General features: G+C 65.7%; 17 protein-coding genes. 6 read left to right on the top strand and 11 right to left on the bottom strand.

The window, feature by feature from the left end:
- Positions 1-16 precede the first annotated feature (16 nt).
- From dmpG to SKC41_RS10265, 3 genes are read right to left on the bottom strand one after another with little or no spacing between them, the layout of a single operon-like run.
- Positions 17-1,075, bottom strand: a complete 1,059-nt coding sequence (dmpG, locus tag SKC41_RS10275) for a 4-hydroxy-2-oxovalerate aldolase (RefSeq protein ID WP_330977531.1) — start codon at positions 1,073-1,075, stop codon at positions 17-19.
- Positions 1,072-1,989, bottom strand: a complete 918-nt coding sequence (locus SKC41_RS10270; protein WP_330977530.1) for an acetaldehyde dehydrogenase (acetylating) — start codon at positions 1,987-1,989, stop codon at positions 1,072-1,074. Before SKC41_RS10270 ends, dmpG begins: the two co-directional genes overlap by 4 nt.
- Positions 1,990-2,041: 52 nt before the next feature.
- A complete protein-coding gene (locus SKC41_RS10265; RefSeq protein ID WP_330977529.1) occupies positions 2,042-2,827 on the bottom strand; it encodes a 2-keto-4-pentenoate hydratase in 786 nt (261 codons plus the stop codon).
- Between the two features lie 72 nt (positions 2,828-2,899).
- Between SKC41_RS10265 and kstD the strand changes: the two genes are divergently transcribed.
- Positions 2,900-4,582, top strand: coding sequence for a 3-oxosteroid 1-dehydrogenase (gene kstD, locus SKC41_RS10260; protein WP_330977528.1), 1,683 nt, complete (start codon positions 2,900-2,902; stop codon positions 4,580-4,582).
- Between the two features lies 1 nt (position 4,583).
- Positions 4,584-5,453 carry a MaoC family dehydratase gene (locus tag SKC41_RS10255; protein ID WP_330977527.1) on the top strand — a complete coding sequence of 290 codons (870 nt, stop codon included), beginning with the start codon at positions 4,584-4,586 and terminating at the stop codon, positions 5,451-5,453.
- An 85-nt stretch (positions 5,454-5,538) separates the two neighbouring features.
- Here SKC41_RS10255 and SKC41_RS10250 read toward each other — a convergent pair whose 3' ends face one another.
- The 7 genes from SKC41_RS10250 to SKC41_RS10220 form a co-directional block, all read right to left on the bottom strand.
- Positions 5,539-6,384: a DUF559 domain-containing protein gene (locus SKC41_RS10250; RefSeq protein WP_330977526.1), complete on the bottom strand. Its 846-nt coding sequence runs from the start codon at positions 6,382-6,384 to the stop codon at positions 5,539-5,541.
- A 114-nt stretch (positions 6,385-6,498) separates the two neighbouring features.
- Positions 6,499-7,668, bottom strand: a complete 1,170-nt coding sequence (locus tag SKC41_RS10245) for a lipid-transfer protein (protein ID WP_330977525.1) — start codon at positions 7,666-7,668, stop codon at positions 6,499-6,501.
- Entirely contained in the window at positions 7,668-8,069 is a 402-nt protein-coding gene (locus SKC41_RS10240) for a MaoC family dehydratase (protein WP_330977524.1), read from the bottom strand. Before SKC41_RS10240 ends, SKC41_RS10245 begins: the two co-directional genes overlap by 1 nt.
- Entirely contained in the window at positions 8,066-9,016 is a 951-nt protein-coding gene (locus SKC41_RS10235) for a bifunctional MaoC family dehydratase N-terminal/OB-fold nucleic acid binding domain-containing protein (protein ID WP_330977523.1), read from the bottom strand. Before SKC41_RS10235 ends, SKC41_RS10240 begins: the two co-directional genes overlap by 4 nt.
- The gene (gene fadE29, locus SKC41_RS10230; protein ID WP_330977522.1) at positions 9,013-10,176 is read right to left on the bottom strand and encodes an acyl-CoA dehydrogenase FadE29; all 1,164 of its coding nucleotides are present in this window, start codon (positions 10,174-10,176) and stop codon (positions 9,013-9,015) included. The genes SKC41_RS10235 and fadE29 overlap by 4 nt, the downstream gene beginning before the upstream one ends.
- Positions 10,167-11,189, bottom strand: a complete 1,023-nt coding sequence (locus tag SKC41_RS10225; protein ID WP_330977521.1) for an acyl-CoA dehydrogenase family protein — start codon at positions 11,187-11,189, stop codon at positions 10,167-10,169. The genes fadE29 and SKC41_RS10225 overlap by 10 nt, the downstream gene beginning before the upstream one ends.
- Entirely contained in the window at positions 11,189-12,439 is a 1,251-nt protein-coding gene (locus SKC41_RS10220; protein WP_330977520.1) for a cytochrome P450, read from the bottom strand. Before SKC41_RS10220 ends, SKC41_RS10225 begins: the two co-directional genes overlap by 1 nt.
- A gap of 131 nt (positions 12,440-12,570) precedes the next feature.
- On the opposite strand from SKC41_RS10220, the gene SKC41_RS10215 reads away from it, so the two are divergent.
- The 4 genes from SKC41_RS10215 (at position 12,571) to SKC41_RS10200 (ending at position 16,861) form a co-directional block, all read left to right on the top strand.
- The gene (locus SKC41_RS10215; RefSeq protein ID WP_330977519.1) at positions 12,571-13,746 is read left to right on the top strand and encodes a steroid 3-ketoacyl-CoA thiolase; all 1,176 of its coding nucleotides are present in this window, start codon (positions 12,571-12,573) and stop codon (positions 13,744-13,746) included.
- A 7-nt stretch (positions 13,747-13,753) separates the two neighbouring features.
- Positions 13,754-14,146 (top strand): hypothetical protein, encoded by a 393-nt coding sequence (locus tag SKC41_RS10210; RefSeq protein WP_330977518.1) that lies wholly within the window; start codon positions 13,754-13,756, stop codon positions 14,144-14,146.
- A 59-nt stretch (positions 14,147-14,205) separates the two neighbouring features.
- Complete coding sequence (locus tag SKC41_RS10205; protein WP_330978826.1) at positions 14,206-14,652, top strand: nitroreductase family deazaflavin-dependent oxidoreductase; 447 nt, start codon at positions 14,206-14,208, stop codon at positions 14,650-14,652.
- Between the two features lie 127 nt (positions 14,653-14,779).
- Positions 14,780-16,861, top strand: coding sequence for an MDR family MFS transporter (locus SKC41_RS10200; protein WP_330977517.1), 2,082 nt, complete (start codon positions 14,780-14,782; stop codon positions 16,859-16,861).
- Here the strand turns inward: SKC41_RS10200 and SKC41_RS10195 are convergent.
- Positions 16,851-17,729: a sulfotransferase domain-containing protein gene (locus SKC41_RS10195; RefSeq protein WP_330977516.1), complete on the bottom strand. Its 879-nt coding sequence runs from the start codon at positions 17,727-17,729 to the stop codon at positions 16,851-16,853. The two genes, SKC41_RS10200 and SKC41_RS10195, sit on opposite strands and share 11 nt — an antisense overlap.
- Positions 17,730-17,806: the final 77 nt, after the last annotated feature.

The following is a 17,806-nucleotide window of genomic DNA, read 5'->3' as shown; positions in this document are numbered from 1 at the left end:
CTCGAAGGCAGTGTTGTCAGGGCGTGACCGCGGGGGTTTCCCGTTCGCGCTTGATCTCCAGCGCGATGTCGATCAGCTGGTCTTCCTGGCCGCCGATCAGCTTGCGCTGGCCGGCGCGGTGCAACAGCTCGTGGGCCGGGACTCCGTAACGCTCCCCCTGACGGACGGCGTGCTTGAGGAAGCTCGAATAGACCCCGGAGTAACCCATGATCAGCGCGTTGCGGTCGAGCAGGCACTCGGCCGGCATGGCCGGGCGCACCACATCCTCGGCGGCGTCGGCGATGTCGAAGAAGTCGATGCCGGTCTTGACGCCGATCTTGTCGAAGACGCCGATCAGGGCCTCGACCGGCGCGTTGCCCGCCCCCGCGCCGAAGCGGCGCACGCTGCCGTCGATCTGCTTGGCACCCGCGCGCACGGCCTCGACCGAGTTGGCCACGCCGAGCCCGAGGTTCTCGTGCCCGTGGAAACCCACCTGAGCGTCGTCGCCGAGCTCGGCGACCAGAGCCTTCACCCGGTCGGCGACCGCGTCGAGCACCAGGGCACCGGCGGAGTCGACGACGTAGACGCACTGGCAGCCCGCGTCGGCCATGATCCGGGCCTGCGCGGCCAGCTTCTCCGGCGAGATGGTGTGCGCCATCATCAAGAAGCCGACGGTTTCCAGGCCGAGTTCGCGGGCCAGCCCGAAGTGCTGGATCGACACGTCGGCCTCGGTGCAGTGGGTGGCGATCCGGCAGATCGAGCCACCGTTGTTCTGCGCCTCCTTGATGTCCTCTTTGGTGCCGACGCCCGGCAGCATCAAGAACGCGATCTTGGCTTCCTTGGCCGTCTCGGCGGCCAGCTTGATCAGCTCCTGCTCGGGAGTCTTGGAGAAGCCGTAGTTGAACGACGAGCCGCCCAGTCCGTCGCCGTGGGTCACCTCGATCACCGGCACCCCGGCCGCGTCGAGGGCCGACACGATCGCCTGGACCTCGTCCTTGGTGAACTGGTGGCGTTTGTGGTGGGAGCCGTCACGCAGCGACGTGTCCGTCATCCGGACGTCCCACACCGGGTTGAAGAAGATGCCATCGGTAGTCATGCCTGCGCTCCTCCCGAGACCGAGGCCCGCTCTTTGGCGATCTCTTCGCCGACCTTGGTGGCCGCGGCCGTCATGATGTCGAGATTCCCGGCGTAGGGCGGCAGGTAATCGCCGGCACCCTCGACCTCGACGAACGTCGTGACCACGTGGTTGCCGCCGTTGACCACCGACGGTTCGTCGAACTGCGGCTCGTTGAGCAGCCGGTATCCGGGAACGTAGGTCTGCACCTCGGCGACCACGTCGTGGATGGATTTGGCGATCGCCTCGTGGTCGGCGTCCTCAGGGATAGCGCAGAAGATGGTGTCGCGCATGATCATCGGCGGGTCGGCCGGGTTCAGGATGATGATCGCCTTGCCACGCTGGGCTCCACCGATGGTCTCGACGCCCTTGCTGGTGGTCTTGGTGAACTCGTCGATGTTGGCCCGAGTACCCGGCCCGGCGGACACCGACGAAACCGACGCGACGATCTCGGCGTAGGGCACCGTCACCACTCGCGAGACCGCGTAGACGATCGGAATGGTGGCCTGGCCGCCGCAGGTGATCATGTTGACGTTGGGCGCATCCAGGTGCTGGCGCAGGTTCGCCGGCGGAATGACCGCCGGGCCCACCGCGGCCGGTGTCAGGTCGATGGCCCGGATCCCGGCGGCCTCGTACTTCGGTGCCGCGTCCCGATGCACGTAGGCGCTGGTGGCCTCGAACACCAGGTCAGGCTTCTCGGACTGGGCCAGCAGCCAGGCCACACCCTCGTGGGTGGTCTCCAAACCCAGCCTGCGGGCCCGCGCCAGGCCTTCGCTTTCCGGGTCGATCCCCACCATCCAGCGTGGCTCCAGCCAGTCCGATCGCAGCAGCTTGTAGAGCAAGTCGGTGCTGATATTTCCCGACCCGACAATCGCCACACTCGCCTTTGACGGCATGATGCTCCTTTTTCGAAGCGTTAAATCAACTGATTCAAAACTAATCCGAAGCCTATTCGAACGACAAATGGACCGAACCCAGCCCCGTGAAATCGGCGACGAAGTCGTCACCGGGGCGGGCATCGATCGCCTTCGTGCAGGAACCCGGAAGCACCACGTCACCTTTACGCAGCCGCACCCCAAAGCTCTCCACCTTGCGGGCCAGCCATGCCACCGCCGTCACCGGATTGCCCAGCACGGCATCGCTGCGGCCCTCGGCGATCACCTCACCGTTGCGGGTCAGCACCGCGTCGATCGTCTTGACGTCGATGTCGGCGGGCGATACCCGGGCCTTGCCCAGCACGTAACCGGCCGATGAGGCGTTGTCGGCGATGGTGTCGCACAACGCAATCTTCCAGTCGGTGATCCTGGTGTCGATCAACTCGATCGAGGGCACCAGGGCTTCGGTGGCCGCCAGCACGTCCTCTTCGGAGCACTCGGCGCCCGGCAAGTCGGCGGCCAGGATGAAGCCGACCTCAACCTCCACCCGCGGGTAAAGGAATCTGCCCGCCTTGACCGGGACGTCCTCGAACACCTGCATCTCGTCGAGCAGGTGACCGTAGTCCGGCTCGTCGACGCCCATCATCTGTTGCATCGCCTTGCTGGACAGGCCGACTTTGTGGCCCAGCACCCGCGCGCCCTCGGCGACCCGCTGGCGGATGTTGATCAGCTGGATCTCGTAGGCGTCGACGACGTCGATGTCCGGGTGAGCGGAGGTGAGCGGAGCGATCGGGACACGGCTACGCTCGGCTTGCGCCAGGTCGGCTGCCAGCTCGTCGCGGGTCGCAACACTGAGCATTTACCGAAGTCCCCTCGTTCGTTTGACCGGGCCGGTAGCGGCCAGCCCGGGCAATTCTATAACGTGTTCTACATGACAGCGCAGGAGTACGACGTCGTCGTGGTCGGCAGCGGCGGAGCCGGCATGGTGGCTGCCCTCGCCGCCGCGCACCGAGGCCTTTCGACAGTAGTCATCGAGAAGGCCCCGCATTTCGGCGGCTCCACCGCACGCTCAGGGGGCGGCGTCTGGATCCCGAACAACGAGGTCCTCCAGCGCGACGGGGTGAAGGACACACCCGATGCTGCCCGCACCTACCTGCACGGCATCGTCGGCGACGTGGTCGAGCCGGAGCGCATCGACACCTACCTGCAGCGCGGTCCCGAAATGCTGTCGTTCGTGCTGAAGAACACCCCGTTGAAGATGTGCTGGGTGCCGCGTTACTCCGACTACTACCCCGAGGCGCCGGGCGGCCGCGCGGAGGGGCGTTCGATCGAGCCCAAGCCGTTCAACGCGCGCAGGCTGGGTCCCGACGAGAGCGGACTCGAGCCGGCATACGGCAAAGTGCCCCTCAATGTGGTTGTGATGCAACAGGACTACGTGCGGCTGAACATGCTGAAGCGACACCCGCGGGGGGTGCTGCGCAGCTTGAAGGTCGGCGCCCGCACCATGTGGGCGAAGGCGACCGGTAAGAACCTGGTCGGCATGGGCCGGGCGCTGATCGGTCCGTTGCGGATCGGCTTGCAGCAGGCCGGGGTTCCGGTGCAGCTGAACACCGCATTGACCGATCTGTACGTCGAAGACGGCGTCGTGCGCGGGGTTTATGTGCGCACCACCGGTGACCCCGAGTCGGTTGAGCCGCAGCTGATCCGAGCGCGGCGCGGCGTGATCCTGGCCAGCGGTGGCTTCGAGCACAACGAGCAGATGCGGGTGAAGTACCAGCGCGCGCCCATCACCACCGAGTGGACGGTCGGCGCCAAGGCCAACACCGGTGACGGCATCATCGCGGGCGAAAAGCTCGGCGCCGCACTGGATATCATGGAGGACGCCTGGTGGGGCCCGACGGTTCCACTGGTCGGCGCGCCGTGGTTCGCGTTGTCGGAGCGCAACTCGCCGGGGTCGATCATCGTCAACATGTCGGGCAAGCGGTTCATGAACGAGTCGATGCCCTACGTCGAAGCCTGCCACCACATGTACGGCGGCGAATTCGGCCAGGGCCCCGGACCGGGCGAAAACATTCCCGCGTGGCTGGTGTTCGACCAGCAGTACCGGGACCGCTACATCTTCGCGGGACTGCAACCCGGACAACGCATTCCGACCAAGTGGATGGAATCAGGCGTCATCATCAAGGCCGACACACTCGAGGAGCTGGCCTCGCAAGCCGGCTTACCGGTCGCCGAGTTCACCGCGACCGTGGCGCGGTTCAACGCCTTTGCCCGCTCCGGAGTCGACGAGGACTTCCGCCGCGGTGAGAGCGCTTATGACAGGTATTACGGCGACCCCACCAACAAGCCCAACCCGAACCTCGGCGAGCTCACCCATGCGCCGTATTACGCCGCCAAGATGGTGCCCGGCGATCTGGGGACCAAGGGCGGTATCCGCACCGATGTCCACGGCCGCGCGCTGCGCGACGACGGCAGCATCATCGACGGCCTCTACGCGGCGGGTAACGTCAGTGCACCGGTGATGGGGCACACCTATCCGGGTCCGGGCGGCACCATTGGGCCGGCGATGACCTTCGGGTACCTCGCCGCGCTGCACATCGCAGGAGAGAACTGACATGCCGATCGATGTAGACGTCGCACTGGCCGCCGAGCTGGAGCCGCTTGAATTCTCTTGGTCCAGTAGCGATATCCAGCTGTATCACCTTGGGCTGGGCGCGGGCGCCGACCCCATGGATCCGCGCGAGCTGCGCTATCTGGTCGACGAAACCCCCCAGGTGCTGCCGACTTTCGGCAATGTCGCGGCGTCCTTCCACATGACCAAGCCGCCGACGGTGCAATTCCCCGGCATCGACATCGAGCTGAGCAAGGTGCTGCACGCCAGCGAGCGCATCGAGGTGCCCGGGCCGCTGCCACCGTCGGGTTCGGCCACCGCCGTCACCCGTTTCACCGATATCTGGGACAAGGGCAAGGCCGCGGTGATCTGGAGCGAGACGACGGCGACCGCGCCCGACGGCACCGTGCTGTGGACGCAGCGGCGGTCGATCTTCGCCCGCGGTGAGGGCGGATTCGGCGGCGAGCGCGGGCCTTCAGGGGGCGGGTCATCGGACGGGGCACCCGATCGGGCTGCCGACCTCGAGGTCGACGTGCCGATCCTGCCGCAGCAGGCGCTGCTGTACCGGCTGTGCGGCGACCGCAATCCGCTGCACTCCGACCCCGAATTCGCTGCTGCCGCAGGCTTTCCCCAGCCGATTCTGCATGGCCTGTGCACCTACGGGATGACCTGCAAGGCCATCACCGACGCGCTGCTGGACGGCGATGCCTCGGCCGTGGCCGCTTACGGGGCGCGCTTTGCCGGTGTCGCGTTCCCGGGCGAGACGCTCAAGGTCGGCATCTGGAAAGACGACAACCGTTTCGTGGCCAGCGTTGTCGCGCCGGCCCGCGACAACGCGGTAGTGCTCAGCGGCGTCGAGCTCATCCCGGCCTAAGTCTTTTACGCCTAAGTCTTTTATGCCTTCGGCGCGTTTTGTGCCGAACGCCCGGCTAGCCGGGCCCAAGAGTGCGAGCGCCCCGCTAGCCGGGCGCTCGGCCAGCGCAGGCGGAGCGAACCCTGCGAACGATGTCGCCAGGCCGGTCCCCAGCGACCACCCGTACGACTATCCAGCCGCGACGCTCTAGTCGTTCCTGTCGTCGTATGTCCCAGGTGTATTGCCGACGATCATTACGGTGCTGCTCTCCGTCGTATTCCACAGCGACTTTGATGTGTTCCCACCCCAAGTCCAAATACGCGAAAACACCGCCGAACTCGTCGAGCACCGGGATCTGTGTCTGTGGCCGCGGCAGGCCCGCCTCGATCAGCACGACGCGAAGCCACGACTCTTTCGGCGACTGCGCCCCGGCATCGAACAGGTCCGCGGCCCGGCGTGCTCGCGCGATGCCCCGGCGTCCCGCATACCTGCGGGCCAACAGCTCGACGTCGGCTGCTTTGACCTCTGCCGCTTTGGCCAACGCATCGATACCTGCAACCGCGGTCGTCGTCGGATACCAGCAGCCGAGGTCCAGCGCTGTTCTCGTCGGCGATGTAACAGCTACACCGCCTATCATGTCGATTTCATCCAATCCGACGACGTCTCTATGCAGCTGTATCCCTGCCGGGCAATGGTGGTAGTTGTGGATCATCTCCACAGCTCTCCTGTCATCGACCCATCTGCTTCCGTGCAGTGCGGCGGCCGAGAACCCTGCCACAATTCCCCGGCGGCCGGTCCACAACCAGGCGGCCTTGGCGCGTACCGCGGCAGTGAGCTCAGCATCGCGGTCGATGTAGACTCCGCGAAACAGCCGGACGTGGCGCGTTTCCAACTGGCTCTTGGTCAGTAGTCCACAGGCGACGGCTTCGCTCCCGACAAATGGCTCGCGCATCGCCGCAGCGTCGCATGCCCTACGACCGACGTCACTTCAGCCGCCGAGTGCCCAGCTAGCCGGGCGTTGTGCCGCGAGCGCCCCGCTAGCCGGGCGCTCGCGATGGGAAAAGGGTTAGCCGAGGATTAGGCCAGAGGTGGGCACACCTGTTCCGGCGGTGACGAGAACATGCTCGACGTCGGGCACCGGGTTAACCGAAGTGCCCCGCAGCTGCCGCACACCCTCCGCGATGCCGTTCATGCCGTGGATGTAGGCCTCGCCGAGTTGGCCGCCGTGGGTGTTGATGGGCAGCCGCCCGCCCACCTCGACCGCACCGTTGGCGATGAAGTCCTTGGCCTCGCCGCGACCGCAGAAACCCAACTCCTCCAACTGAATCAGCGTGAAGGGCGTGAAGTGGTCGTAAAGAATCGCAGTCTGGATGTCGGTCGGCTTGAGACCGGATTGCTGCCACATCTGCTGACCGACCAACCCCATCTCGGGTAGACCCAATTCGGGGCGGTAGTAACTGACCATCGTGTACTGGTCGGGGCTGGACCCCTGAGCCGCGGCCTCGATGATCGCCGGTCGCTGCTTGAGGTCCTTCGCCCGCTCCGGCGACGTCACCACGATTGCGACGGCTCCGTCGGTCTCCTGGCAGCAGTCCAGCAGCCGCAGCGGCTCGGCGATCCAGCGCGAATTCTGGTGGTCCTCAATGGTTATCGGCTTCTCGTAAAAGTAAGCCTTGGGGTTCTTGGCGGCGTGCTTGCGGTCGGCCACCGAGATGGCGCCGAAGTCGCGGCTGGTCGCCCCGGACCAGTGCATATACCGCTGGGCGATCATCGCGACCTGCGCCGCCGGCGTCGACAACCCATGCGGATACGAGAACGAGTTGTCGGCAGCGGTCGAATCAGCCTGCACGCCGGCATTTCCCACCAGCCTGGTCTGCACCTGGCCGAATCGCATGCCCGAGCGTTCGTTGAACGCGCGGTAGGCGACGACGACGTCGGCCACACCGGTCGCCACGGCCATCGCCGCATGCAGGATGGTCCCGCACGCGGCGCCACCGCCGTAGCCGGTCTGGGCGAAGAACTTCAGGTCGCCGATGCCGACCGCACGCGCGACCGCGGTCTCGTTGTTGGTGTCCATCGTGAACGTGGTCAGTCCGTCCACGTCGGACGGGCGCAGGCCCGCGTCGTCCAACGCATCCAGAACCGCCTCGGCCGCCAGCCTTAGCTCACTGCGGCCGGAGTCCTTGGAGAAGTCGGTGGCACCGATGCCAACGATCGCGGCCTTACCCGACAACATCAGGCACCCCCGATCGTGAGCGTCACGTTCGCGATGACGTGGTCACCAAGACTGTTGCGGCCGAACACCTTCAACGTGATCAGGCCATCCTCGACGGCGGTCACCTCACCGGAGAAGGTAACGGTGTCGTAGGCATACCACGGCACTCCCAGCCGCAGCCCGATCGATTTGATCAGCGCCGTCGGTCCCGCCCAGTCGGTGACGTAGCGCTGTACCAGTCCCGTATCGGTCAGAATGTTGACGAAGATGTCCTTGGAACCCTTGGCCTGCGCCAGGTCCCGGTCATGGTGTACATCCTGAAAGTCCCTGGTGGCCAGCGCCGTTGAGATGATGAATGTCGGCGAACCCTCCAGCTTGAGTTCGGGCAGGATGGTGCCCACTTCCACAACAGGTGCGCTCATGCGTCCGGCTCCCAGGCGTACAGGCTCCACTGCGGGCCGGACTCACCGGCCGGGAAGTCGATATAGGTTGCGCGAACCGGCATTCCGATCTTGATCGCGGCATGGTCGACCCCGCGCAGCTCGCCGAGCATCCGAACGCCCTCTTCCAGTTCGACCAGCGCGATCACGAAGGGCGGTGTGCGACCGGGCACCTTCGGCGCGTGGTGCACCACGTAGCTGTACAACGTGCCACGACCGCTGGCCACCACGAAGTCGATGGGGTCGGCTTTGTCCTGCCACACGGCCGGCACCGGCGGGTGCTGCAGGCTGCCGTCGGGCCGCCGCTGGATGCGCAATTCGTGGGCTTTGACGCCTTCCCAGAAGAAGGCGGTGTCACGCGACATCGCCGGACGCATCATGGCATCGGCGTCCAGGTCCGCGGGGACGGAGGCGGCAGCCGCATCCTCGCGAGGTTTGAATTTCAGGATGCGCCAGGCCATCTCGGCGACGTCCTCGTCACCCACCCGCCAGGTGATGTGCTGGTTGATGAACCAGCCCTCACCGAGCCCGGTCTGCTTCGGGCCGACGACGTCGCGCATCTCGGAGTGGATCGTGACCCGCTCGCCCGGGCGTAGATATCGGTGGTAGGTCTGCTCGCAGTTGGTCGCGACCACGCCGATGTAGCCGGCGTCATCGAACAGCTGCATGATCGGGCCCATGGGGTCGTCGGTCGGACGTTCCCCACCCTGGCCGAACATCGTCCACACCTGAATCATGGCCGGCGGAGCCACGATTCCCGGATGACCCGCGGCCTTGGCGGCGGCCTCGTCGACATAGATCGGGTTGGCGTCGCCGAGGGCCTCGACCCAGTTGTTGATGATGGGCTGGTTCACCGGATCCCGGGCGTCGCGCGGCGCGGCGACAACGGTGGCGGTGATTTCCGCGACCGCTTCCTGGATATCGGTCATCGAGGCACCCTCGGCACGTTGAGGCCGGCCGCCGCGATCATCTCGCGCATCACTTCGTTCACACCTCCGCCGAAGGTGATCACCAGGTTGCGCTTGGTCTGCGAGTCCAGCCATTCGAGCAGCTCGGCGGTGTCCGACTCGGCCGGGTTGCCGTATTTGCCGACGATCTCCTCGGCCAGTCGACCGATACGCTGAATGCTCTCGGTACCAAAGACTTTCGTCGACGCGGCATCCGCGACGTTGATTTCCTCGCCGGCCGCGGCCACCTGCCAGTTGAGCAGCTCGTTGACGCGCCACATCGAGTAGATCTCGCCGAGCGCGCGCTTGACGTCATCGTGGTCGATCGGCGTGACCCCGTTTCCGCCCGGCTTGGACGCCCACGCATGCAGGCGATCGTAAATGCCCGCCGTGCGGCCAGCCGGACCCAGCATCACCCGCTCGTTGTTGAGCTGCGTGGTGATCAGCCGCCAGCCACCGTTCTCCTCGCCGACGAGCATGTCGACCGGCACCCGCACGTCGTTGTAGTACGTCGCATTGGTGTGGTGGGCACCGTCGGACAGGATGACCGGCGTCCAGGAAAAGCCGGGATCCTTGGTGTCGACGATCAGGATCGAAATACCCTTGTGCTTCACGGCTTCCGGGTCGGTGCGGCATGCCAGCCAAACGTAGTCGGCGTCATGCCCTCCGGTGGTCCACATCTTCTGGCCGTTGACGATGTACTCGTCGCCCTGGCGCACGGCCGACGTGCGCAGCGAGGCCAGATCGGTTCCCGCCTCGGGTTCGCTATAGCCGATCGCGAAGTGCACCTCACCGGCGAGGATGGCCGGCAGGAACTTCTTCTTCTGCAACTCGCTGCCGTACTGCTGCAGGGTGGGACCGACCGTCTGCAGCGTCACCGCGGGCAACGGCACGTCGGCGCGATGCGCCTCGTTGACGAAGATCGACTGCTCGATCGGGCCGAAGCCCAAGCCGCCGAACTCTTTTGGCCAACCGACCCCCAGCTTCCCGTCCTGGCCCATCCGCCGGATCACCGCGCGATAGGCCTCGTTGTGACGGTCGGACTCCATCGCCTTCGCCTCTTCGGGCGTAATCAGATTCGAGAAGTATTCGCGGAGCTCCGCTTGCAGCGCACGCTGCTCGGGAGTCAGGTCTATGAACATTGCGCTCCAACCAGATCGAGGCGATGAGACGGCCCGCCCAGCAGCCGGGACAGGTCTTTGATCGTGGAGTAGTACCGGTGCATCGGATAGGTGATGTCCATGCCCATGCCGCCGTGCAAATGATGGCAGGTCTGCATCACCGGGGGGGCCTGCGACGCGATCCAGTATCCGAGCACATCGAGATCGTCGTCGGCGTCGCGGCCCTCAGACAGCCGCCACACCACCGACTTCGCGGCCAAACCGATGGTGCGCGAGGCGATGTAGACCTGGGCCAGCTGCGCTGCCACGGTCTGGAAGGTCGACAGCGGCTTGCCGAACTGCTTGCGCCCGGCCACGTAGTCGGCGGTCAGCCGCAGCGCACCGGCCACCAGCCCGTCGGTGAAGGCGCCGATCGCCGCGAGCACCAGTTCATTGATGCGGCGCGCGGTGGCGCCGGCCAGCACGTCGGTGTCGGGAACCGCGACCGCGGCGAACGTCACCGTGTACTCGTCGGAACCATTTGACGTCGGCGTGCGAACCAGCTCGACGCCTTCGGCCTTCGGCGACACCACGACCACCGCGTTGTCGGCCGTCACGATGATCCAATCCGCTTGTTCGGCATATGCCACAGCGACTTTCGTTCCGGACAACCGCCCGTCGGCGAAGGTGGTGGCGGGCCGGTCCGGCAGCGCCGAACCGGGCTCGTTGAGCGCCGCGGTCAGCACCCCGCCCTTGGCCCCGTTTACCAAGCCGGCCAGGAACCGGTCCTGCTGTTCGTCGGAGGCCAGATCCACCAGCGGCACCACGCCGAAGCCCAACGTGGCCAGAGCCGGCGTGATCGCACCGCGCCGGCCGACCTCGGTCAAAACCGTGGCGACCTCGGCCAGGCCCACGCCGTCACCGCCAAGGCGTTCCGGCACCGGCAGCGCCGTCACGCCACCGCGCACCAAAGCATCCCAGCCCAAATCCTTTTCGAGAACCGACGTGGCCACGTCCGCGACAGCCTGCTGCGTTGCAGTGAGATCGAAGTCCATCAGTTGGCAACCGCGCTCTTTCCGGTGTAGTCGACCTGCCAGTGCTTGATGCCGTTGAGCCACCCGGATCGTAACCGCTCGGGCTCCGAAAGCGGTTTCAGGTGGGGCATCTGGTCGGCCACGGCATTGAAGATCAGGTTGATCGTCATGCGGGCCAGGTTCGCGCCGATACAGTAGTGCGCACCGGTGCCGCCGAAGCCGACGTGCGGATTCGGGTCGCGCAGGATGTTGAACGAGTGCGGTTCGTCGAAGACCTCTTCGTCGAAGTTGGCCGACCGGTAGGACATCACCGCTCGCTGCCCCTTCTTGATCAGCACACCACCGAGCTCGACGTCCTCGTTGGCGGTGCGCTGGAAGGCCGACACCGGGGTGGCCCACCGGATGATCTCGTCCGCGGTGGTCGACGGACGCTCCTTTTTGAACAGCTCCCACTGATCCGGGTTGTTCGCCATCGCGATCATGCCGTGGGTGATCGAGTTGCGGGTGGTCTCGTTCCCCGCGACCGCGAGCATCACCACGAAGAAGCCGAATTCGTCGTCGGAGAGCTTCTCGCCGTCGATATCGGCCTGGACGAGCGTGGTGACGATGTCGTCGGTGGGGTTCTCGTTGCGCTCGGCCGCCATCGCCATCGCGTAGGTGATCAACTCCATCGACGACTGCGCCGGGTCTACGGTGGCGTACTCGGGGTCGGTGCCCCCGGTCATCTCGTTGGACCAGCGGAACAGCTTGTCGCGGTCCTCCTGCGGAACCCCGAGCAGACCCGCGATGGCCTGCAGCGGCAGCTCACACGAGACCTGTTCGACGAAGTCACCGCTACCCTCCGCAGCGGCCGTCTTGGCGATGTTCTCCGCGCGCTGAGCGAGCTCGGCTTCCAGGCGGCCGATGGCCCGCGGCGTGAACCCGCGGGAGATGATCTTGCGCAGCCGGGTGTGGTGCGGGGCGTCCATGTTCAGCATGACGCTGCGCTGCAGCTCCACCTGCTCACGCTTCATCTCCGGCGGCCAGGTCGGGATCGCACCGTTCTGCCAGCTCGAGAAGACGTCACTGCGGCGGGAGATCTCCTTGACGTCGGCGTGCTTGGTGACGATCCAGTAACCGTTGTCCTCGAAGCCGCCCGAACCGCCCGGGATGTCCACCCAGTGAATGGGCTCGGCCTTGCGTAGCTCGGCGAGCTCCGCGACCGGCAACCCGGCCAGGTTGACGTCGGGGTCCAGAAAGTCGAAGTCTGCGGGAATGTTGGGGGGTGCCATGTACCGTGCGCTCCTTTGCAACACTAATTGCAACGTGTTCTAGTGCCAGTAAAACACGCCTCCTGCGCTGATAAAAGCCGCCCAGGCATCCTCGCTTGTCAGACTAATGAAACGTGTTCTAGCCTGACGGAATGGGTAACCCTGTCATCGTCGAAGCCACTCGCAGCCCCATCGGCAAGCGAAACGGTTGGCTGTCCGGTCTGCACGCCACCGAGTTGCTCGGGGCTACGCAGAAGGCTCTCGTGGAGAAAGCCGGTAGCTCGTCTGGTTTCCAAGCCGGCGACGTCGAACAAGTCATCGGCGGCTGCGTCACGCAGTTCGGCGAGCAGTCCAACAACATCACGCGCGTCAGTTGGCTCGTCGCCGGCCTGCCCGACCACGTCGGCGCGACGACCGTCGACTGCCAGTGCGGCAGCAGCCAGCAGGCCAACGGCCTGATCGCCGGGCTGATCGCCGCCGGTGCCATCGACATCGGCATCGCGTGCGGCATCGAGGCGATGAGCCGGGTCGGGCTGGGCGCCAACGCGGGCCCCGACCGCGGGATCCTGCGGCCGGCGTCGTGGGACATCGATCTGCCGGATCAGTTCACCGCCGCCGAGCGCATCGCCAAGCGTCGCGGCATCACGCGTGAGGACATCGACCAGTTCGGTTTCGACTCGCAGCGCAAGGCCCAGCGGGCGTGGGCCGAAGGCCGGTTCGAACGCGAGATCAGCGGCATCGAGGCGCCCGTGCTCGACGAGAACAAGCGGCCGACCAGCGATCGTCACGTCGTGACCAAGGACCAGGGCCTGCGCGAGACAACGCTGGAGGGCCTGGCGTCGCTGAAGCCGGTGATCGAGGGCGGGATCCACACGGCGGGTACGTCGTCGCAGATCTCCGACGGCGCGGCGGCGGTGCTGTGGATGGACGAGGACAAGGCCAAGGCGCTGGGCCTGAAGCCGCGGGCCCGCATCATCAGCCAGGCGCTGGTCGGCGCCGAGCCCTACTACCACCTGGACGGCCCAGTGCAGTCGACGGCCAAGGTGCTGGAAAAGGCCGGCATGAAGATGGGCGACATCGACATCACCGAGATCAACGAGGCGTTCGCCTCGGTGGTGCTGTCCTGGGCGCGGGTGCACAACCCCGACATGGACAAGGTCAACGTCAACGGCGGCGCGATCGCGCTCGGCCACCCGGTCGGCAGCACCGGCAGCCGCCTGATCACCACGGCGCTGCACGAACTGGAGCGCACGGATCAGACCACCGCGCTGATCACGATGTGCGCGGGCGGCGCGCTGTCCACCGGCACCATCATCGAACGCATCTAACTCCTCGGTGCACGTCGGTAAGGAGAGCCGCATCGCGGCCGCGCAGGCATATATCGACGCGCTTGTCAGCCATGCCGGCGATGCGGTTCCGTTCGCGGTGGGATGCACCCGCATCGAGCAGGGATTCAAGAACGGCTTCTCCGGAAATCACCTGCGGCGCAGCCTCAATCGCGGATTCCAGTACCGGCTGCTCGCCGGGACCACGCCGCCGGACTATTCCATCAACGGCGACGAGGTGTGTGCCGAATACAACGTGTTGACCAAGGCGGCGTTCGGTGGACGCCGCGTCGGCGCACGCGTTGACGAGACGTTCGTGATCCCCGCCGAAAGTCCGAGCGGGCAAGCGGAAATCCACCACATCAGGGTCCGGTTTCACCCCTTCATTCAGCACAGCCGGTGACGACGGGTCCCGCGGAGCGGGGCGCGGCGGAGACGGCCAGATTGAGCACAGAGGACGTCATGGAAAAACCCAAATCTCTCAACTCACCCGTCGTCGGCTTCTTCATCAAGTGGATGTCGAAGGGCAACACGTGGATCTACAAGCGCAGCAACGGAAAACTCGGCGGCGTGTTCCAGAAGGCGCCAGTCGCTCTGCTCACCACGACCGGGCGCAAGACCGGTGAGCCCCGGGTGAGCCCGCTGCTCTACCTGCGCGAGGGCAACCGCGTGATCCTGGTCGCGTCGAGGGGCGGTAGCGACAAGCACCCGATGTGGTACCTCAACCTCAAGGCCAATCCCAAAGTCTCGGTGCAGATTAAGGACGAAGTCCTGCAGTTGACGGCACGCGATGCCACCGAGGCGGAGCGGGAAGAATATTGGCCGAAGTTGGACGCCATGTACCCGTCATTCGGCGACTACCGGTCGTGGACCGAGCGGGTGATCCCGGTCGTCATCTGCGACCCCTAGACCTGGGCCCCCTACCGATCGCATCCCGTCGCTGGATAGCCGCGACAACAGGACACGACCGCATCCCAACTGCTACAACGAACGTAGCGGACCCATGCGTGGCTCCAACATCGACGGGAGCGCAGTGATGACGAGACCAGCCGCACCCTCGATTTCCGATTCCGCGGCCCGATTCCCCTGCACACCGACCATCAGCCCGACGCGACGCGGCGTCATTTTCGCGGCGCTTTCGCTCGGTGTGTTGATCGCGGCGATGGACCAGGCAATGGTGGTGCCCGCATTGCCGACGATCGTGGAAGACCTGGGCGGCTCCGGTCAGCAATCGTGGGCCGTGGCCGCTTATCTGCTCGGGGGCATCGTCGTCGTACCGGCAGCCGGCAAGCTCGGGGACCTGTTGGGCCGCAAGCGGGTGCTGGAAAGTGCCGTCGTGGTCTTTCTGATCGGCTCGGTGCTGTGCGCGTCCTCCGAAACGATGACCATGTTGGCACTTTCGCGGGTGGTGCAGGGTATCGGCGCGGGGGCGACGTCAGTGACCGCCGCGGCACTGGTCGGTGAGGTGTTCCCGATCCGGGACCGCGGCAGCTATCAGGGCATCCTCGGGGCGGTTTTCGGCGTCGCCACCGTCGCCGGCCCGTTGCTCGGCGGCTTCTTCACCGACTACCTGAACTGGCGGTGGGCCTTCTGGGTCAACGTGCCGACGTCCATCGCGGTTCTCGCGGTAGCCGCCGCGACTATCCCCGCGCTGCCCCGGCGCCCGAAACCGGCCATCGATTACGTCGGCATCGTGGTGATCGCCCTGGCCACTACGGCTTTGATCATGGCCACGAGTTGGGGCGGAACCACGTATCCGTGGGGCTCGGCGCCAATCATCGCGCTGTTCGTCGGTGCCGCGGTGGCGCTGCTCGTCTTCGTCCGGGTGGAAAGCCGGGCCCCCGCGGGCATCCTGCCGCCCCGACTGTTTCGCAGCCCGGTGTTCTCGGTGTGCTCCCTGCTGTCGTTGCTGGTCGGTTTCGCCATGTTGGGCGCGCTCACTTTCGTGCCCATGTACCTGCGCTACGTCGGCGGTGTCTCGCCGACCACCTCGGGCCTGCGCACGCTGCCCATGGTGGTCGGGCTGCTGACCACCTCGCTGGCCGCGGGCACCCTGGTCGGCCGGACCGGCCGGTACAAGATCTTTCCGCTCGCCGGCACGGCATTGATGGCCATCGGCTTCTTGCTGATGGCGCGGATGGACGAGTCGACGCCCTGGCTGGTGCAGTTCTGCTACCTCGTCATCCTGGGTGCCGGGATCGGCTTCTCCATGCAGGTGCTGATCCTGATCGTGCAAAGCACTTCCCGTTTCGAGGACCTGGGCCTGGCCACCTCGGGCGTGACGTTCTTCCGTTTGGTCGGCGGGGCTTTCGGCGCGGCGATATTCGGCGCGCTGTTCGCCAACTTCCTGAACCGGCGCATCGGCTCAACCTTGGCGTCCCGTGGCGTGCCCGTCGAGGCCATGCATTCGCCGGCCGCTCTGCATCGGCTCCCCCAGGACGTCGCGGCCTCGGTGGTGCGGGCGTACGCCGGGTCGCTGGGGCAAGTGTTTCTGTGCGCGGCCTTCATCGCGCTGGTGGGATTCGTCCTCGCGCTGTTTCTGCGCGAGGCTCCCCTGAACGCGATCCATGACAGCCCGAGCTGCCTGGGAGACGGCTTCGCGGTGCCGAGAATCAAGACGCCCCAGGATGTTTTGGAGATCGCGGTCGGACGCCTGCTGGACGAGGCACCTGAGCTGCCATTGGGCGATCTCGCCGAGCAGCCGGGTTGTACGCTCGACGTCGCCGGGCTGTGGGGAGTGTTGCGGATTTACCAGTACGAGCGATGGTTCGAGGCGGCCCGACTCGCCGACATCGCCACACACCTCCACCTACCCCCTCAAGTTCTCCAACCCCTCTTCGACCGCCTCGTCGAAACCGGTTATGCGTCACGCGACGGCGACCGGCTCGCCCTGACCGCGGACGGACTGCGGCACGTCGACTCCCTGGCGGGCCTCGTCCGGCGGCGGCTCGTCGAGCATCTGGCCGTGTCGTCTGGGTCCGTGGAGCTTCCCGATGACGAGGAGTTCGACGCCGCCCTGCGGCGCATCGCCGATGGTGTTCTGGTGCAACGTGATTGGGATGACGACCTCGATCGGCTGGCGGTGTCCGGCAGCGTTACCGCACCGGTTAGCCGGTGACGGAGAGTTCGCCTGTTTCCAGCCAGCTCGCGCACGGCACGCCCAGCTCGTGCAATGCGACCTGGTCGAAGCGCGCGATTTGCGCGGCCGTGAGCTCGTCGCGGTAATCGCGCTTGGGCCCTTTGGCGAAGAAGGCTTTGGCGCTGGACATGTGCGCTCCGTTGAACGGCGCCATCTTTTCCGCCCGGCCGCTCATATAGTCGAACGAGCAATGCTCGGCAATGACGTCCATGCGCAACGACGCGGGGTCGATACCCAAGAACGCGGCGATCCGGGCGATCTGACCGGTGAGGTCGTCCGTGAGTTCGCGGTAGTGCAGGTGCAATACGTTTGGCTCGCCGCGCAGCTTCCACCATGACCGCACGATGTCGAACAGGTCCGAACAGCCATAGCCGCCGGTGTCGAGCCACAGATCGAAGAATGCTTGCATATCCTCGGGAATCACCAACGGCGTCGGACTACTCGACCACTGGGCGTAGATCCGGTTGATTTTCGCCATTGTCGACTCGGAGTAGTGATAGATCATGTTGTGAAGACTGATCGCGGCGTCCTTACCGTTCCTGCCGACAAACACGTACCGGGCCTGCGGGGCAACAGGCAGGGCATCTGCGGGCAGGTGCGACTTGATGACTCGCCTGCTGCCCGCCTCCAGCTGTCGCTTGAGCACGTCGAGCATCCCGTCGCGATCACCCCAGCTGGATTCGAGCCACGGCGAAGTGTCCGACAGACTGCCCTCGGTCTCCTCCCCGTCATGCAATATCTGCTGGATGATCCGCTGGGTCCACGTCGTGCCGGCCTTGACCGGAGTGACGATGACGACGTCGCCGTCGACCAGGCCGCCCTGGGCAAGAAAATCATTCCACGCCAACGAATTATGTAAATAATCCCGTACAACTCGGGTTGGGGCGGTCAAGGGTTGCGTCATCACAGACCCACTTTTCAATC

This window comes from Mycobacterium sp. 050128, assembly GCF_036409155.1.
Classification (GTDB): Bacteria; Actinomycetota; Actinomycetes; order Mycobacteriales; family Mycobacteriaceae; genus Mycobacterium.
Note: the sequence above shows the minus strand (reverse complement) of the source record. Positions and strands in the feature narration are given on the sequence as shown.

Bases quoted from the DNA above. Each gene is read 5' to 3' on its own strand.
- dmpG (WP_330977531.1), bottom strand. From the start codon at position 1,075: ATGACTACCGATGGCATCTTCTTCAACCCGGTGTGGGACGTCCGGATG.
- SKC41_RS10270 (WP_330977530.1), bottom strand. From the start codon at position 1,989: ATGCCGTCAAAGGCGAGTGTGGCGATTGTCGGGTCGGGAAATATCAGC.
- SKC41_RS10265 (WP_330977529.1), bottom strand. From the start codon at position 2,827: ATGCTCAGTGTTGCGACCCGCGACGAGCTGGCAGCCGACCTGGCGCAA.
- kstD (WP_330977528.1), top strand. From the start codon at position 2,900: ATGACAGCGCAGGAGTACGACGTCGTCGTGGTCGGCAGCGGCGGAGCC.
- SKC41_RS10255 (WP_330977527.1), top strand. From the start codon at position 4,584: ATGCCGATCGATGTAGACGTCGCACTGGCCGCCGAGCTGGAGCCGCTT.
- SKC41_RS10250 (WP_330977526.1), bottom strand. From the start codon at position 6,384: ATGCGCGAGCCATTTGTCGGGAGCGAAGCCGTCGCCTGTGGACTACTG.
- SKC41_RS10245 (WP_330977525.1), bottom strand. From the start codon at position 7,668: ATGTTGTCGGGTAAGGCCGCGATCGTTGGCATCGGTGCCACCGACTTC.
- SKC41_RS10240 (WP_330977524.1), bottom strand. From the start codon at position 8,069: ATGAGCGCACCTGTTGTGGAAGTGGGCACCATCCTGCCCGAACTCAAG.
- SKC41_RS10235 (WP_330977523.1), bottom strand. From the start codon at position 9,016: ATGACCGATATCCAGGAAGCGGTCGCGGAAATCACCGCCACCGTTGTC.
- fadE29 (WP_330977522.1), bottom strand. From the start codon at position 10,176: ATGTTCATAGACCTGACTCCCGAGCAGCGTGCGCTGCAAGCGGAGCTC.
- SKC41_RS10225 (WP_330977521.1), bottom strand. From the start codon at position 11,189: ATGGACTTCGATCTCACTGCAACGCAGCAGGCTGTCGCGGACGTGGCC.
- SKC41_RS10220 (WP_330977520.1), bottom strand. From the start codon at position 12,439: ATGGCACCCCCCAACATTCCCGCAGACTTCGACTTTCTGGACCCCGAC.
- SKC41_RS10215 (WP_330977519.1), top strand. From the start codon at position 12,571: ATGGGTAACCCTGTCATCGTCGAAGCCACTCGCAGCCCCATCGGCAAG.
- SKC41_RS10205 (WP_330978826.1), top strand. From the start codon at position 14,206: ATGGAAAAACCCAAATCTCTCAACTCACCCGTCGTCGGCTTCTTCATC.
- SKC41_RS10200 (WP_330977517.1), top strand. From the start codon at position 14,780: ATGACGAGACCAGCCGCACCCTCGATTTCCGATTCCGCGGCCCGATTC.